Source organism: Clavibacter vidaverae (assembly GCF_047529985.1).
In the GTDB taxonomy this organism is placed as follows: Bacteria; Actinomycetota; Actinomycetes; order Actinomycetales; family Microbacteriaceae; genus Clavibacter; species Clavibacter nebraskensis_A.
The window spans coordinates 1,734,203-1,749,393 of record NZ_JBLJAM010000001.1 but is presented as its reverse complement, the minus strand read 5'-3'; the positions used below and the strand labels follow the sequence as shown (position 1 = coordinate 1,749,393).

17 protein-coding genes are annotated in these 15,191 nt (G+C 72.9%); 10 read left to right on the top strand and 7 right to left on the bottom strand.

Annotation, left to right across the window (positions count from 1 at the left end; all coding sequences use genetic code 11):
- Positions 1 to 18: 18 nt before the first annotated feature.
- From ACMT9T_RS08155 to ACMT9T_RS08140, 4 genes are all read right to left on the bottom strand, one after another.
- Positions 19 to 648: an SDR family oxidoreductase gene (locus ACMT9T_RS08155; RefSeq protein WP_414745066.1), complete on the bottom strand. Its 630-nt coding sequence runs from the start codon at positions 646 to 648 to the stop codon at positions 19 to 21.
- Positions 645 to 2,066 carry a DUF6421 family protein gene (locus ACMT9T_RS08150; protein ID WP_414745065.1) on the bottom strand — a complete coding sequence of 474 codons (1,422 nt, stop codon included), beginning with the start codon at positions 2,064 to 2,066 and terminating at the stop codon, positions 645 to 647. Before ACMT9T_RS08150 ends, ACMT9T_RS08155 begins: the two co-directional genes overlap by 4 nt.
- 136 nt (positions 2,067 to 2,202) lie before the next feature.
- A complete protein-coding gene (locus ACMT9T_RS08145; protein WP_414745064.1) occupies positions 2,203 to 2,757 on the bottom strand; it encodes a GNAT family N-acetyltransferase in 555 nt (184 codons plus the stop codon).
- A complete protein-coding gene (locus ACMT9T_RS08140) occupies positions 2,754 to 3,299 on the bottom strand; it encodes a GNAT family N-acetyltransferase (RefSeq protein ID WP_414745063.1) in 546 nt (181 codons plus the stop codon). Before ACMT9T_RS08140 ends, ACMT9T_RS08145 begins: the two co-directional genes overlap by 4 nt.
- 110 nt (positions 3,300 to 3,409) lie before the next feature.
- Here ACMT9T_RS08140 and ACMT9T_RS08135 point away from each other — a divergent pair, with 110 nt between their 5' ends.
- From ACMT9T_RS08135 to ACMT9T_RS08115, 5 genes are all read left to right on the top strand, one after another.
- Positions 3,410 to 4,627, top strand: coding sequence for an inorganic phosphate transporter (locus ACMT9T_RS08135; protein WP_414745062.1), 1,218 nt, complete (start codon positions 3,410 to 3,412; stop codon positions 4,625 to 4,627).
- A gap of 11 nt (positions 4,628 to 4,638) precedes the next feature.
- Entirely contained in the window at positions 4,639 to 4,950 is a 312-nt protein-coding gene (locus ACMT9T_RS08130; protein ID WP_414745061.1) for a hypothetical protein, read from the top strand.
- Positions 4,951 to 4,952: 2 nt separating this feature from the next.
- A complete protein-coding gene (locus ACMT9T_RS08125) occupies positions 4,953 to 5,663 on the top strand; it encodes a DUF3349 domain-containing protein (protein WP_414745060.1) in 711 nt (236 codons plus the stop codon).
- Positions 5,664 to 5,728: 65 nt separating this feature from the next.
- A complete protein-coding gene (locus tag ACMT9T_RS08120) occupies positions 5,729 to 6,565 on the top strand; it encodes an alpha/beta fold hydrolase (RefSeq protein ID WP_414745059.1) in 837 nt (278 codons plus the stop codon).
- A complete protein-coding gene (locus ACMT9T_RS08115) occupies positions 6,558 to 7,127 on the top strand; it encodes a TetR/AcrR family transcriptional regulator (RefSeq protein WP_414745058.1) in 570 nt (189 codons plus the stop codon). The genes ACMT9T_RS08120 and ACMT9T_RS08115 overlap by 8 nt, the downstream gene beginning before the upstream one ends.
- A gap of 117 nt (positions 7,128 to 7,244) precedes the next feature.
- Here ACMT9T_RS08115 and ACMT9T_RS08110 read toward each other — a convergent pair whose 3' ends face one another.
- A complete protein-coding gene (locus ACMT9T_RS08110; protein WP_414745057.1) occupies positions 7,245 to 7,448 on the bottom strand; it encodes a hypothetical protein in 204 nt (67 codons plus the stop codon).
- Between the two features lie 12 nt (positions 7,449 to 7,460).
- The gene (locus ACMT9T_RS08105) at positions 7,461 to 8,252 is read right to left on the bottom strand and encodes a hypothetical protein (protein ID WP_414745056.1); all 792 of its coding nucleotides are present in this window, start codon (positions 8,250 to 8,252) and stop codon (positions 7,461 to 7,463) included.
- A 321-nt stretch (positions 8,253 to 8,573) separates the two neighbouring features.
- Between ACMT9T_RS08105 and ACMT9T_RS08100 the strand changes: the two genes are divergently transcribed.
- From ACMT9T_RS08100 to ACMT9T_RS08080, 5 genes are all read left to right on the top strand, one after another.
- Positions 8,574 to 9,221: a TetR/AcrR family transcriptional regulator gene (locus tag ACMT9T_RS08100; protein ID WP_414745055.1), complete on the top strand. Its 648-nt coding sequence runs from the start codon at positions 8,574 to 8,576 to the stop codon at positions 9,219 to 9,221.
- On the top strand, positions 9,218 to 10,918 hold the full coding sequence (locus ACMT9T_RS08095; protein ID WP_414745054.1) for an MDR family MFS transporter: 1,701 nt from the start codon (positions 9,218 to 9,220) through the stop codon (positions 10,916 to 10,918). Before ACMT9T_RS08100 ends, ACMT9T_RS08095 begins: the two co-directional genes overlap by 4 nt.
- Before the next feature lie 125 nt (positions 10,919 to 11,043).
- On the top strand, positions 11,044 to 11,487 hold the full coding sequence (locus ACMT9T_RS08090) for an SRPBCC family protein (protein ID WP_414745053.1): 444 nt from the start codon (positions 11,044 to 11,046) through the stop codon (positions 11,485 to 11,487).
- A 114-nt stretch (positions 11,488 to 11,601) separates the two neighbouring features.
- Positions 11,602 to 12,126, top strand: a complete 525-nt coding sequence (locus ACMT9T_RS08085; RefSeq protein ID WP_414745052.1) for a helix-turn-helix transcriptional regulator — start codon at positions 11,602 to 11,604, stop codon at positions 12,124 to 12,126.
- The gene (locus tag ACMT9T_RS08080) at positions 12,123 to 13,436 is read left to right on the top strand and encodes a HipA domain-containing protein (protein WP_414745051.1); all 1,314 of its coding nucleotides are present in this window, start codon (positions 12,123 to 12,125) and stop codon (positions 13,434 to 13,436) included. The genes ACMT9T_RS08085 and ACMT9T_RS08080 overlap by 4 nt, the downstream gene beginning before the upstream one ends.
- An 83-nt stretch (positions 13,437 to 13,519) precedes the next feature.
- Here the strand turns inward: ACMT9T_RS08080 and ACMT9T_RS08075 are convergent, their stop codons facing one another.
- Positions 13,520 to 15,154 (bottom strand): histidine-type phosphatase, encoded by a 1,635-nt coding sequence (locus ACMT9T_RS08075; protein ID WP_414745050.1) that lies wholly within the window; start codon positions 15,152 to 15,154, stop codon positions 13,520 to 13,522.
- Positions 15,155 to 15,191: the final 37 nt, after the last annotated feature.

Sequence of the window (15,191 nt, the reverse complement as noted above, 5' to 3'; positions counted from 1 at the left end):
GCTACGGGACCTGCTGCGTCAGCCCTCGATCAGGTCGCGCTCCGGCGGCACGGCCGTCCACAGCTTCACGACCCGGCGCGCGAGCGCCCGCTCGAGCCCGCCGAGCGCCTTGACCACGAAGATCGTGGTGCGGGCGGGGGATCCGGCCTTCGAGAACCCTCGGTCGACCGCGCGCACCCACGTCTCCGCGGCGACCTTCGCGGTCGAGTAGTTCGCGCCGCCGGGGTAGGGACGCTGCACGGCGGTGGAGGAGACGATCGCGAGGCGGCCCGCCTCCGACGCCTGCAGGTCGGCGTCGAACGCGCGCGTGGTGTTGCGGAGCGTCGTGACGAGCCGCTCGTGCAGGAAGTCCCAGTCGTCGTCGGTCTGGCCCGCGAGGCCGTTGCCGCCGCGCCAGCCGCCGACCAGGTGGATGAGGCCGTCGACGCCGCCGAGGTCCGCGCGGATCCGGGCGGCCAGCTCCCCGACGGCCGCGTGGTCGGCGAGGTCGCACACCTCGCGACGGGACGCGTCCACGTCGTCGAGCCGTCCGGCGTCCGTGCCGACCGCGACGACGCGCGCGCCCGCCGCCGTCAGCTCGGAGCAGACCGCGCGGCCCGCGGCGCTCGACGCGCCCGCCACCACGACCACGCGGCCGTCCACGCTCACGCCGCCTGCCCCGTGATCCCGGCCGTGGATCCGATGACGTCGCGCATCTTCTTCTCCAGCGCCTCGAAGAACATGCTGAGCGGGAACTCGTCGTCGAGCACGAGGTCGGTGAGGCCCTTCGGCGGCCCGTCGAGCGGCAGCGCGTCCGGCCCCTTCGCCCACGTGGACGCGGGGTGCGGCGTGACCGTCTCGGTCACCATCGCGTACGCGGCCAGCCAGTGCGCGGTCTTCGGCCGGTCGATGGAGCGCCAGTAGAGGTCGTTCACCCGGTCGGCGAGCGCGACGACCACGTCGGCGACGTCGTCCCAGTCGATCGTGAGGCGCGTGTCCGTCCAGTGCAGCACGTGGTGCTGGTGCAGCCACGCGAACAGCAGCTGGCCGCCGAGGCCGTCGTAGTTGCGGACGCGGGATCCGGTGATGGCGAAGCGGAAGATCCGGTCGAAGATCACCGCGTGCTGCACCATGCCGGCGCGCTCCAGCAGGGCGGCGTCGGCGGCGGTGCGCTCGGCGGGATCCACCGCGGCGAGGCGGCGCTGGATGCGGACGGCCTCGCGGAACGCCGTGAGGTCGCAGCGCAGCTCCTCGATCGAGTAGAGGAAGAAGGGCATCCGCTGCTTGATCATGAACGGGTCGAACGGCAGGTCGCCGCGCATGTGCGTGCGGTCGTGGATCAGGTCCCACATCACGAAGGTCTCCTCCGCGAGCCGCTGGTCGTCCAGCAGGCGGCGCGCGTCCTCCGGCAGCTCGAGCTTCGTGACCTCGGCCGCGTGGCGCACCACGCGGCGGAAGCGCGCGGCCTCACGGTCGGCGAAGATCGCGCCCCACGTGAAGGTCGGCACCTCGCGCATGGCGACGGTCTCGGGGAACAGCACGGCCGAGTTGGTGTCGTAGCCGGGCGTGAAGTCCACGAAGCGGATGGGGACGAACAGCGCGTTGCCGTAGTCGCCCGCCTCCAGCTCCGCGACGAACTCGGGCCAGACGACCTCGATGAGCACGGCCTCGACGAGGCGGCTCGCGCTGCCGTTCTGCGTGGTCATCGGGAAGACGACGAGGTGGCGGATCCCGTCGACGCGGTCGCGCTGCGGCTGGAACGCGGTCAGCGCGTCGAGGAAGTCGGGGACGCCGAGGCCCTGGTCGACCCAGCGCGCGAAGTCCACGTCGAGCGCCGCGAGGTAGGCGGCGTCGTGCGGGAACAGCGGGGCGAGCGCGCGCACGGAGTCGCGGATCACCGTGATGAGGCGGGCGGCCTCCGCGTGGTGCGCGGCGTCCGGGATCGACCCGTCCTTCACCTGCATCGGCTGGAGCGCGACGGCGGCGTCCTTGAGCGCGAGCCAGGCGGGGGAGGAGGCGACGCGGGCGACGTCCTCGACGACCTCGGGCTCGCCGATGACGGCTGCGGGGGCTGCGGCGCTGGACATGGATCGACCTCCGATCGTGCGGGTGCGTGCGGTGCCTCCACCGTAACGGCGGGTTCGACGCGAGATCGTGTCCCGCGAGCGGGATCCGCGCGTGGATCCGGGTGCCCGCGCAGCTTCCCTGCGCGAGCGCCGGCGGTCACGCCTCGTCGTCCTCCGGTACGGGCGTGGTCGTGCCCGACTCGTGGTCGCGGCGCAGCACCGCGTAGCCGACGGATGCCCGGGGCTCGCCGCCCACGACGGGCCAGCCGTCGCGGTAGTGCGCCTCCTTCACGAAGCCCGCGCGCACGAGCACCCGGCGCATCGGCCGGTTGTCGTCGCGGGTCTGCGCCTCGAACCGCGTGACGTGCGGGTACGTGCGGAAGACGTGCTCCGTCATCGCGCGCACCACGGGCACGCCGAGGCCGCGCCCGCGCGCCGACTCCGCGAGGCGCAGGTCGAACAGCACGCCCGGATCCTCGAGGTCGTCGAGCACCACGAGGCCCACGCGCCCGGATCCGGCGACCTCCACCCACAGCGCCTCGTGCTCGGGCCCCGCGAAGTCGCCGTCGGCGATGCGCGCGTCGACGTCCGCGACGGTCGGCTGCGACCGCACGTGGAAGGGGAACGCGTTCGACGTGAGGAAGGCGCGGAGGGCGTCGGCGTCGGCGTCCACGTCGACCCGCACGAGGCGGACCTCGGGATCGGCGCTCACCACGGCGTGCCGCACAGGTCGAGGTCGCCGTCGGCGGGCGCGGGCATCCGGCCGGGCCGGATCATGGTCGGCTCCAGGTCGAGCACCACGCGCTCGCCGCCCTGCTCCATCCACGTGGTCCCGGCGAAGGGCGCGAAGCCCACGCGGGCGTAGAAGGGCATCCTCGCCGGGTCGCAGATGAGCACCGTGAGGTCGGGGTCCCGCGCGTCGACCGCGGCGAGCGCCCGGTCGAGGGCGGCCCGCGCGTAGCCCCGACGTCGGAGCGCGGTCGCGGTGGCCACGCCGCCGATGCCGGCCAGCCGCACGGGCGCGCCGTCGAGCAGGCCGTCCCGGTGGACGATGCCCACCACGGCGGCCACGCGCCCCGCGGGGTCGCGCGCGATCGCCGTCTCGTCCGACGTGGCCCAGGCCATGTCGCCCGCCGGATCGTCCGGCGCCGGCGCGAAGGCCTCGTCCGTGAGCGCCGCGGTCGCGGCGCGATCCGCGGGCGAGAGCGCGGAGGAGGGGTGCAGCTCGGTGATCACGTCGGTCCTCGGGGTCACGCGGGCGTCGTCGCCCGCCCTCGTCATTCTCCACAGGCCGGGGTGAACAGCGGATGAACCCGGCGGTCCCCCGTAGAGGGGACAGTCGAGCAGGGCGCAGGATCATCGCCGTGGATCCCTTCATTCTCCTCGTGCTCGTCGTCATCACGGCGCTCGCCTTCGACTTCACCAACGGCTTCCACGACACGGCGAACGCGATGGCCACGTCCATCGCGACCGGCGCGTTGAAGCCCAAGGTCGCGGTCACGCTCTCCGCCGTGCTCAACCTGGTGGGCGCCTTCCTCAGCATCGAGGTGGCGCTCACGGTCACGAACGCGGTCGTGAAGATCCAGGACAAGACGGGCGCGCCCGACCCGGCGCTGCTCGAGGGCGGCGGATCCGCGCTGCTGCTCATCGTGCTGGCCGGCCTCATCGGCGGCATCGTCTGGAACCTCCTCACCTGGCTGCTCGGCCTCCCCTCGAGCTCGTCGCACGCGCTGTTCGGCGGCCTCATCGGATCCACGCTCGCGGGCCTCGGCGTCAACGGCGTGAACTGGGCGGGTGACGGATCCAAGCTCGACGGCGTCGTCGGCAAGGTGATCCTCCCGGCGCTCATGTCGCCGATCCTCGCGGGGGCGGTGGCCGCCGTCGGCACCTGGCTGGTGTTCCGGATCGTCGGGAACCTCGCCGGACGCGGGCTCGACCGCACCTTCCGCATCGGCCAGATCGGCAGCGCCTCGCTCGTCTCGCTCGCGCACGGCACCAACGACGCCCAGAAGACGATGGGCGTCATCACGCTCGCGCTCATCGCGGCGGGCGGCTGGACCGACACGGAGTCGGTGCCGTTCTGGGTGAAGATCAGCTGCGCGCTCGCCATCTCGCTCGGCACCTACATCGGCGGCTGGCGCATCATCCGCACGGTCGGCAAGGGCCTCGTCGAGATCGACACCCACCAGGGCATGGCGGCCGAGAGCTCGTCGGCCGCGGTCATCCTCGCCTCCAGCCACCTCGGCTTCGCGCTCTCCACCACGCACGTGGCCACCGGATCCATCCTCGGCTCCGGCCTCGGTCGCCCCGGCGCGCAGGTGCGCTGGAAGGTGGCGCTCCGCATGGTCGTGGCGTGGATCATCACCCTCCCGGCCGCCGCCCTCGTCGGCGCGGTCATGTGGTGGCTCGGCCACCTCATCGGCGGGGCCGCCGGCGGCATCGCGATGACCGTCGTGCTCCTGGCCGTCTCGATCACGGTCTACGTGCGCTCGCGCAAGGACGACGTCGGCGCGCACAACGTGAACGACGAGTGGTCCGACGACACGGCCGCCCGCCCCGCCCCCCAGCCCGCCGACGTCTGAAGGATCCCGCCATGCTGCCCCTCTTCCTCTCCGCCGTCGGCCAGGTCGCCGTCGTCGCCCTCGTCCTCGGTGCGGGCCTGCCCGCCCTCTTCGCGCTCGGCGTGCGGTCGTTCGCGCTCGCCAGCCCCGACACGAGCGGCCGCAGCGCCGCGTCCGACGGCGCTGTCCGCCTCCCCGCGCCCGTCCTCCAGGCGGTCGGCGCGCTCTGCTTCGCGGTCGTGGTGCTCGCGGTCGTCGCGGGGCTCACGCTCATCATCGCGACGGGCCTCGGCCAGACCGTGAGCTTCGAGCACGTCATCCCGACCTTCACCTCGAAGGGCTGATCGTGACCGGCAGCGCATCCGCGGGCGACGGGCCCGTCGACGGCCCGACCGACGTCGTCGTCCCCGAGCGTCCCGACCGCGGCATCGTCCAGCGCGTGGTGGGCTGGCTCCGCGCCGGCTACCCCACCGGCGTGCCGGACCAGGACTACGTGCCGCTGCTCGGGATCCTCCGCCGCAGCCTCACCGCCGAGGAGCTCGAGCAGGTGGTCGACCAGCTCGTCGACGATGCGACCGCGGCCGACGCGGCGGGCGAGGAGATCGGCCGGCGCCAGCTCCGCGAGCGCGTCGAGGAGCTGCTCCTCGGCCCCGCGCTCCCCGAGGACCTCGTGCGCGTCTCGGCCCGGCTGGCCGCGGCGGGCTGGCCGCTCGGATCCCCCGACGACCTGCACGAGCCCGACGCGGACGACGCGCGCGCGACCGAGCGCACGGGTCTCGTCTCCCGCATCGTGACGTGGCTCCGCGCCGGCTACCCGGCGGGCCTCCCCGAGCAGGACTTCGTGCCGCTCCTCGCGCTGCTGCGCCGCCGGCTCAGCGACGAGGAGGTGCAGGAGGTGAGCGCGCGCCTCGCGTCCGAGGGCGGGCTGCCCGCCAGCCGCCTCGACGTCGCCGATGCCATCGCGGGCGTCACCTCGGAGATGCCGTCCGACGAGGACGTCGAGCGCGTCCGCGCGTACCTCGAGGCGCACGGCTGGCCGGAGGGCTTCCGCATCTAGCGGCTGGACTCCTTCGGCTAAGTGGGTTAGCGTTATGGCTAACTGGCTTAGCCGAAGGGGCTCCGATGACCACCACGCACCTCGCCGTCGACGGCGGCACGCTCGCCCACGAGATCCACGGGTCGGACGGCCCGCTCGTCGTCCTCGCGCACGGCATGGGCGACGACCGCCGCGCGTGGGACGCCGTGATCCCCGAGCTCGTCGCCGCCGGGCACCGCGTGGTCGCGGTCGACCTGCGCGGCTGCGGCGAGTCGAGCGCGGCGTGGCCGGCGTACGGGCAGGGCGACATCGCGGGCGACCTGATCGCCCTCCTCCGGCACCTGGGCGGCCCGGCCGTGCTCGTCGGCCACTCGATCGCGGGCGGCGCGGCCACCATCGCCGCCGCGCGCGAGCCGGGCCTCGTCTCCGCGCTCGTGGAGGTCGCGCCGTTCACGCGCAAGCAGTCCGTGGGGATCCGCGACCTCGGCGTCGCCTCGTACCGCCGCGGCGCGATCCACCTCCTCGGCGCCGTGGTGCTCGGCAGCCGCCGCTCGTGGCGCCGCTACCTCGAGGCCGCGACGCCCGGCCGCCGCCCCGCCGGATGGGACGCGCGCCTCGCCCGCATCGACGCGATGCTTCGCGAGCCCGGCCGCATGACGGCGCTGAAGCGCATGGGCGTCTCCGGCACGGCCGAGTCCGACCCGGCGCTCGCCCGCGTGCGCGTCCCCGTGCTCGTGGTGCAGGGATCCGCCGACCCCGACTGGGTCGACCCCGAGGCGGAGGCGCGCGCGATCGTCGCCGCGCTGCCCGACGGCGCGGGCCGCGTGCAGATGGTGCCGGGCGCCGGCCACTACCCCCATGTGCAGGAGCCCGCCGCGGTCGCCGCCGGCATCGTCGCGTTCGTCGGGCGGGTCCGTGCCTAGGGCGGGGCTCAGCCGGGAGGCGGTCGTCGAGCGCGCCGCCCGGATGATGGATGAGGCCGGATCCGCGCCGCTGCAGCTCCAGGCGCTCGCCGAGAGCCTGGGCGTGCGCGTGCCGTCGCTCTACAAGCACGTGGACGGGATGCCCGGGCTCACGCGCGACGTCACGGTCCACGGCCGCGGCGAGATGGCGCACGCGCTGCGGGAGGCGATCGGCGGATCCGCGGGCGCCGAGGCCGTGACCCGGCTCGCGCACGCCTACCGCGCGTGGGCGGTCGCGCATCCGGCCCGGTACGCGCTCGCGATGCGGGCCCCCGCGCCGGGCGACGACGAGGACCGAGCCGCCGCGGACGACCTCGCGGGCGTGGTCTACGACGTGCTCGCGGGCTACGGGCTCGCCGGCGACGACGCCGTGGACGCGACCCGCTTCCTCCGCTCGGCCCTGCACGGCTTCGTCGCTCTCGAGACCGGCGGGGCGTTCGCGCTGCCCGCCGACACGGGACGCAGCTGGGACCGCCTGGTCGCGAGCGTCGGGGCGGCGCTGGAGGCGTGGCCGCGCGGTTGACCTCCAGCTCCACGTGCGTGCACCCCGGCGCGCGGATGCGCGCCCGTCCCACGAGCGTGGGCGGGCGCGCATCGGGTCCGGTCGTGATCCGTCACGGGCGGCTGATCGCTGCTCCTCTCACCGGAGCCGTGGGCCCTCCCTGGGGCGGACCTGGAACGCCATGAAGGCGCTCGCGGCGAACAGGGCACCGAGGGTGACCGGGATCCAGCTGGCGATCCCGGGGTCCTCCCCGAGGGCGGACGGGATGATCCAGATCAGGGCGGCACCTGATGCGACCATGAGGATGAACGAGGCGAGGAACCGTCCCATCGTGCGTCTCATCGCGGCGCCGCCCTAGTCGAAGCAGCCCATGACCGCGGCGATCGAGGCGCCGCCCACGACGGCGAACCCCCCGATGCAGGCGGCGCAGACGACTGCCGTCGGCGGCGTGAACGGGACGGAGCACGAGCCGCCGCAGAGGACCAGGATGACGCCGGCGACGACGGCGCTCACGCCGAGGACCGCCGCGAGGCACGTCGTGGGGTCGGCCGCGGATGCGCTGGCCGATGCGTCGGCCAGGAGCCCGGTCGGCTGCGCAGCCGCATCCAGTGAGGCGGAATGCACGAGCGCTCCGTCGCGATACGTGGTCACCTCCAGGCTTCCGTCCTCACCCTCGATCACCGTCGACTCGGAGTACTGCGCCAACTCGCCGCCCTCGTCCACGACGTAGGTCAGGTTGCTGGGCTGCACGAGTCCGTCGCCCGTGAGGGGGAAGGTCACGGACGTGGCCTTCGCGCCCTCGACGTCGATGGCGTAGACCTTCACGCCCTCGCGATCGAGCGATGCGGCCGGGGAGTGCTGCGTCGCGCCCGCATCCTCGGCCAGCACGGTCGCTGTCGCGGCCATGTCGTCGGATGCCGGCCCCTCGAGCCGGACCATCTCGGGCCCGGTGGTCGGAGCGGCGGCGTCGCCGGTCCCGGCGGCGCACTCCGTCACGGCGGCGGACCGTCCGGCGTCCGGTGCGGCGGGTGCCGGTGCCGTGGCCGCGGAGGCCGGGCCCGCGGTCATGATCACCGCGACGACCGCGGCGGCGACGGTCAGCAGACCGCCGGTGTGGTTCCTTCTCGCATGTGCATCGGACGTCATCGTCCTCGCCTTCCTGCGTGGACGGCCTGCCTTCCGGTGGCTTGGAGCCATCCGGGGTGACGAGGTCCGTCGGAGCCGGTCCGTGGATGTGCGCCGCGACTCCTCTCGTCGGGACGGCGCTGGTGTCGGACCGGTGGTGCGCCCCTGCATGGCTGCCCGTGTCGAATGCGACGAGCCGATGCCGACGTGCTGGGAACCATCCACCTGATCGGCGGCGAAGTCAACGTCAGTGCCCCCGACCGTGGCTCGCCGCGCGGCGAGCAGCTGTCGCCCTCGTCGGCCGCATTGCACTAACGGGCAGTGAGTGCAAAGATGCACTCCATGACGGATGGTGCAACAGGGCTCCGCGAGCGGCGCCGGGCGGAGACCTCGGCCACGCTCACGACCCTCGCGCGCCGCCTCACCGCCGAGCACGGCCTCGCGGGCTTCACGGTCGAGGAGCTCTGCGAGCAGGCCGGCGTCGCGCGCCGCACGTTCTTCAACTACTTCGCCTCCAAGGAGGACGCGGTGTTCGGGCGTCCCGCGCGCCTCGACACCGCCGACCTCGAGGAGGCGTTCGTGGCCGCCGGGGATCCGTCCCGCGAGGGCATCTCGCCCGACCTCCTCGCTGACCTCGCCGAGCTGTGCCTCGGGCGGTGGTCGCGCCTCGACACCGATGGCACCTCGATGAAGGACATGCACGCCGCCTTCCGCCGTGAGCCCGGCCTCCTCGTGCGCGCGCTCGACGCGTCCGTCGAGGACGAGGCGAGCGACGTGCGGCTGGTCGAGCGCCGCGAGGGCCTCGCCGAGGGCGACCTGCGCGCGTCCGTCGTGGTGCAGACGATGGCCGCGCTCGGCCGCGCGAGCGCCCGCGAGTTCCTCGCCCCCGGCAACGCCGACCCCATCGAGCTCCTCCTCCGACGCCGCCTCGACGCCCTGCGCGAGGCGCTCATCCCCCGCCCCGCCCGCCACCCCGAACGGACCCCATGACCGCCACCGCCCCCGCGCCCCTGCTGCTCACGCAGCGGCGCATCTGGATCATCTTCTCGGCGCTCATCGCCGGCATGCTCCTGTCGAGCCTCGACCAGACCATCGTCTCCACCGCGATGCCGACCATCGTCGGCGAGCTCGGCGGCGTCGACCACCAGGTCTGGATCACCACGGCCTACCTGCTCGCGACCACGATCGTCATGCCCATCTACGGCAAGTTCGGCGACGTGCTCGGCCGGCGGAACCTGTTCCTCGCCGCCATCGCGATCTTCACGCTCGCCTCGGTGGGCTGCGCGTTCGCGGGCGACTTCTGGTCGTTCGTGGTGTTCCGCGCCGCGCAGGGCCTCGGCGGCGGCGGGCTCATGATCCTGTCGCAGTCGATCATCGCCGACATCGTGCCGGCCAACCAGCGCGGCAAGTACCTCGGCCCGCTCGGCGGCATCTTCGGCCTCTCCGCCGTGGGCGGCCCGCTCCTCGGCGGCTTCTTCGTCGACCACCTCACGTGGCAGTGGGCGTTCTACATCAACATCCCGGTCGGGATCGCGGCGTTCGCCATCGCGTTCGTCACGCTGACGCTGCCGAGCAAGAAGGCGACCAAGCGCATCGACGTGGCGGGCGTGGTGCTCCTCTCCATCGCGACGACGTGCCTCATCTTCTTCACGGACTTCGGCGGCGACAAGGCCTACGGCTGGGGATCGCTCGCCACGTGGGGCTGGGGCCTCGGGCTCGTCGTCGCTGCCTCGCTCTTCGTGTTCACGGAGGCGCGGGCGGACGACCCGGTGATCCCGCTGAGCCTCTTCCGCAACCCCGTCTTCGTGAACGCCACGGCCATCGGCCTCGCGCTCGGCATCGGGATGTTCGCCGCCATCGGCTTCGTGCCCACGTTCCTGCAGATGTCCACCGGCACCTCGGCGGCGGTCTCGGGGCTGCTGCTCCTGCCGATGATGGTGGGCCTCATCGGCATGTCGATCACGTCGGGCATCCTGATCACCCGCACGGGTCGCTACCGGATCTTCCCGATCGTCGGGACGCTCCTCACGATGCTGGCGCTCGTGCTGATGACCTCGCTCACCGCGCAGACGCCCGTGTGGCTGATCTGCGTGTTCCTCTTCATCTTCGGGCTGGGGCTCGGCCTCATCATGCAGGTGGTCGTGCTCGTGGTGCAGAACGCGGTGCCCGCCGCGCAGATCGGCACCGCGACCAGCACGAACAACTACTTCCGCGAGGTGGGCGCCGCGCTCGGCACGGCCGTGTTCGGCACGCTGTTCACGACCCGCCTCACCGAGAACCTCACGGGCGTCTTCGCCGGTGCCGGTGCGGCCCCGGGCGACGCGGCGGCGTCGGCCAGCAGCATCGACCCGCAGACGCTGAACGGGCTGCCGGATGCGGTGCGCGACGGGATCGTCGACGCGTACGCCGACGCGCTGGCGCCCGTGTTCTGGTACCTCGTGCCGTTCATCGCGATCGCGTTCGTGCTCTCGCTCGTGCTCAAGCAGATCCCGCTGTCGGACGTCGCCGGGCTCGTCGCCCGCGGCGAGGCGGTGGGCGGCGAGGAGGCCGAGCGGCTCGAGGCGGAGCAGCGTGCCGGCGCCCGCCCCGGCACGAGCCCGGCGCAGGCGACCGGACCGGACGCAGCCGACGACGCGTCGCGGATCGCGGTGCCGTCGAGCGACGCGCGGGACGGATCCGGCGGCTGACCCGACCGGCCGGCGCCCGACCCGTTGACAGGGCCGGGCGCGGCTGGTGGGATCGCCGGAGGGCCGTCGTCTCCTCGCGGGGGCGGCGGCCCTTCCCCGTCCGCCCCGTCCCACCGGAGGTCGCCGTGAGCGAGCCCATCGTCATCACCCGCACGTTCGCGGCGCCGCGGGAGCGCGTCTTCGACGCGTGGACCACGCCGGCCGACTTCTCCGCCTGGTTCGGCACGGCCGAGATCGAGGTGCCGCTCGACACGCTCCTCATGGACGTGCGCGAGGGCGGCGCCTGGAGCGCGGTGATGCGGCTGCCCGACGGGAACGCGATCGACTGGGCGGGGGAGTACGTGCAGATCGACCGGCCGTCGCGCCTCGTGATGACGTTGACGGACCGGCCCGACGAGCCCGCGGGCGAGCCGCTCACGGTGGACCTCGAGGAGGTCGCCGGCGGCGCCACGCGCATGACCATGACGCAGGTCGCGGGCGAGTTCACGCCCGAGCAGCGCGAGATGACGATCCAGGGCTGGAGCTCGTTCCTCGACGTGATGGAGGGGCTGGTGGCGCCGACCGCGTGACGCGCACCGTTCGCGATCCGTCGCGCGTGCTTCGCACCGTTCGCCCTACCGATGACACGTCCGTGTTCCGTATGGCGGATGTCACATAGAGATTCCATTGACCTCGTGGGACACTTGCGTTACATCAAGGTCGAGGGGAGGGTGGGCATGCGCGGATCATGGCCGGCGGATCTCGGTCGTATCGCGCGTCAACGACGCGTGGACCTGGAGTGGTCGCAGGAGGAGCTGGCCTCCAAGGCGGAGGTGACCCGTCAATGGCTGACTCGTTTCGAAACCGGCAAGGGAGATCCCTCCCTCTCGAAGGTGCTGCGCGTCCTGCGAGAACTCAGGCTGTACCTCGATGTGACGCCTGAGGAGCGTGCGGCGTCCGTGCGGCCTCGGGTGACAGTTCCCGTCTACAAGCCCATCCGCGTGGACACGTCCCATCTCCTCTCCGCCCTGGAGCAGCTCTCCCGCGCTGCTTCGCGGGTGAAGGAGCCTGACGAGAAGGCACTCTCATCCGTTCTGGCCGCAATGCAGGCCGAGATGGCGGGGGCGCTGGAGCAACTCTCGCGCTCTCAGCAGCAGATGCGCGCCCGGGGGCAGCTCCCCTCGGGTTCTGGGCCCGCCTCGGCGGAAGATCGTGAGGATCTGAAGTGACCCGCGTCCTGGATGTGCACCTCTATGGCGCGCTCGTCGCCACGGTGGAGCAGACCCGGCCGCGTCATTACGTCCTCGACTACACCCAGGAATGGAGCGATGCGGAGGGTCCGCCCGTCTCCCTGTCCCTTCCGGTCGAACAGCGGCGGCATGAAGGGGCGGTGGTGTTCAACTTCATCGACAACCTGCTGCCGGACAGCGGCCCCGTTCGCGATGCATGGGCGAGGGAAGCGGGTCTCGACGACACGGAGCCGTTCCAGCTCCTCGCCGTGCACGGAGCTGACGTGGCTGGCGCCCTGGAGTTCTACCCGACAGGAGTCGAATCCCGCTCCACGGGACGCCTCCACGCGCTCAGCGATGAATCCATCGCGGAGCGCATCCGGGCCATTCGCGACGATCTGCCTGACCCGGCGCTCGTGGACGGCGAGGCCGGACGCTTCTCTCTGGGCGGCGCGCAAGGCAAGTTCGCCCTGGCTCTTCGCGACGGGAAGTGGTTCGCGCCGGCCGGCGTGCACCCGTCGACCCACATCTTCAAGCCCAAGGTCGTAGGCCTGGCTGATGGGGAGATCATCGAGCACGTGACGATGACGGCGCTCCCGTTGCTCGGCATTCCCGCTGCCCGGACCGAGATGCTGGACTTCGGCGTTGAGAGGTCCCTCGTAGTCACCCGCTTCGATCGACAAGCCGCGGCGGATGGCGGCCTGACGCGATTCCATCAAGAGGATCTCGTCCAAGCGACCGGCACACCCCGGCTGAAGAAGTACCAGAGGGATGGCGGCCCCGGATATCGCGACGTCCTCGGCCAGCTCGACCGCATCCCCGATCGCGAGATCGCCGAGCTGGCGAAGTCGCGCTTCGTCGAGGCGCTCTTCGCGTCGTGGTTCCTGCTGAACACCGACGCCCACGGCAAGAACTTCTCGCTCCGGCACGCTGCGCCCGCATCCGACCTGACGGAGATGTACGACTTCTCGTCGCTGCTGCCCTACGTGCGCCCCCGGGGGGACGAGCGGAAGGACCTGCTCCGCGCCTTCGGAGCGACGCGGATGTCGATGGCCATCGCCGGGCGGTACGAGGCGGAGTCGATGGGTGCCTTCGAGTGGGCTGCCGTCGCGCGAGAGGCGGGCCTCGCGGGCGACGCGTTCATCCGGTGGGCGAAGGACTTCGTCGCCCTCGCTCCCGCCGTGTTCCGCATCGTCGCGGAGGGACTGAGCGAGTCGCATCGGACGTCGACCGTGGAGCTGCTGCTCGATCGATTGGAGATCCGCTCCGAGCAGGTGCTGCGCATCCTGGACCGGGAGATCCGCGTCTGAGGTCACGAGCAGTGGAAGATGACGTGATGGAGGGGCGGGTCGCGCCGAGCGCGTAGCGCGACCAGCGCCCGCGGCGCGCCGGATCAGTCCTGCCGCGGCCGCCGCACCATGCCGACCGCGGTGATCCCCGCCGCGGCCAGCGCGAGGGCCAGCACCGCGAGGAACGGCAGCTCGTCGGCCGACATGCCGGTGGCGGGGAGCTCCGCGCCGTGTGCCGCGGTGGATCCAGCCGGGGCGAGCCCGGAGGCGGAGGCGGGATCGGCGGGAGCGCCGGAGGCGGCGGGCGCCGGCGCGGCCGCTCCCGTGAGGCAGCGCCGCACCTCGCCCGCGTCGTAGAAGAGGGATCCCGCGGCGATGGGCGTGCAGCCCGCGCGGAACGGGATCGCCCGCTCGTCGTCGAGCATGCGCACGATGGCCCGGCCGCTGGCGTCGCGGTAGACGTCCCACTGCACGTTCGCCGCCATGGGCGTGACGGTCTCGCCGCGCCAGGCGTTCGTCGCGTACGCGTACGGCTGCTCCGGGGTCACCTGCTGGGTCGATCCCGGCAAGCCGATCAGCGCCGCGAACGGGATGATCGTCTCCGCGTGCGCGAAGCGGAAGGTCGCGGCGGTGGAGGAGCCGGCGAGCCGCGCGTCCATCGAGTCGAGGAAGTCGTCGAGGAGCGGCCTCGCCATCCGGTACGTGATGTCGCTGCCCTGGAACGCCGGGCCCTTCGAGTAGAAGTCCTCGGCGTCGAGCAGGTACGCGAACCACTCGGCGTCCGCGCCCTGGAGGTACCGGTCGAAGTCGACGCGGACCTCCTCCGTCATGTCGGGCGCGATGATGTAGAGGTTGTAGAGCATCATCGCGGCGTCGACCTCGTCGTCGACCGTGGTCTTCCCGTCGCCCCCGTCGACGAAGTGGTACGCCCCCGCGGCGAGGCGATCCACGAACGCGGGGGAGTAGAGCCGCTCGAGCAGGTGGCGCGCGGCCTGGTGGCTGCGCGGCTGGTCGGTGATCGCATCCACCGCGGCCGTCACCGCGGGGCCGTCCTCGTAGGCCTGGTAGTCGGCGTTCGCGTCGGACTTGTGGAAGTAGAGGGTGTCGGGGTCCTTCTGGATGTCCGTCGGCAGGTGCGAGGCGAGGAGCGGATCCGCCCGCCTCAGCCCCTCCGCGAACGCCTTCCCCGAGGCGGTGGCGCGCGCCTCGCCGGAGCTCTCGAGCGCGATCCGGTCGGATCCGGCGTCGATCCCCGCGAAGAGGGAGGGCAGCCGCTCGACGACGCGCGCGCCGATGCCGCGGTGCTGGTCCGCGCCCTGCCCGGTGAGGTTGCCGTAGCCGAGCTTCCGGTTCGCGGCGGTGAGCTTCTGGACCTCCGGGCCGAGCGTCTCGCCGAGCGCCGTGAGCGCGCCCTCGGAGCGCGCCTGCTCCCACACCTGCGTGGTGAGCGAGTCGTACTTGAAGCTCGACAGGGCGCGGGACCCGTGGCGCGCGACCGACTCCGTGTAGACCGGCGCGAAGCCGGCGGGCGCGGGTGCGAGGTCGGCCGGGGTGCCCTGCGGTGCGTACGGGGTCTTGCTGCTGTAGTACGGGCGGTCGGCGGATCCGGCCGGGGTGCCCGTGCCGCTGCCGGTGCCGGTCGCCGCGAGCGCCGGGAGGGCGGATCCACCGGCGGCGATCCCGAGGGCCAGCGCGAGCGCGACGGAGGCGGACAGGCGGCGGCGGGTGCGGAGGCGCATGGGTTCCTGGCGGAGCGGGCGCGGCGCGGGATGCGCG

Bases quoted from the DNA above. Each gene is read 5' to 3' on its own strand.
- ACMT9T_RS08150 (WP_414745065.1), bottom strand. From the start codon at position 2,066: ATGTCCAGCGCCGCAGCCCCCGCAGCCGTCATCGGCGAGCCCGAGGTC.
- ACMT9T_RS08130 (WP_414745061.1), top strand. From the start codon at position 4,639: ATGCTGCCCCTCTTCCTCTCCGCCGTCGGCCAGGTCGCCGTCGTCGCC.
- ACMT9T_RS08120 (WP_414745059.1), top strand. From the start codon at position 5,729: ATGACCACCACGCACCTCGCCGTCGACGGCGGCACGCTCGCCCACGAG.
- ACMT9T_RS08110 (WP_414745057.1), bottom strand. From the start codon at position 7,448: ATGAGACGCACGATGGGACGGTTCCTCGCCTCGTTCATCCTCATGGTC.
- ACMT9T_RS08105 (WP_414745056.1), bottom strand. From the start codon at position 8,252: ATGACGTCCGATGCACATGCGAGAAGGAACCACACCGGCGGTCTGCTG.
- ACMT9T_RS08100 (WP_414745055.1), top strand. From the start codon at position 8,574: ATGACGGATGGTGCAACAGGGCTCCGCGAGCGGCGCCGGGCGGAGACC.
- ACMT9T_RS08095 (WP_414745054.1), top strand. From the start codon at position 9,218: ATGACCGCCACCGCCCCCGCGCCCCTGCTGCTCACGCAGCGGCGCATC.
- ACMT9T_RS08075 (WP_414745050.1), bottom strand. From the start codon at position 15,154: ATGCGCCTCCGCACCCGCCGCCGCCTGTCCGCCTCCGTCGCGCTCGCG.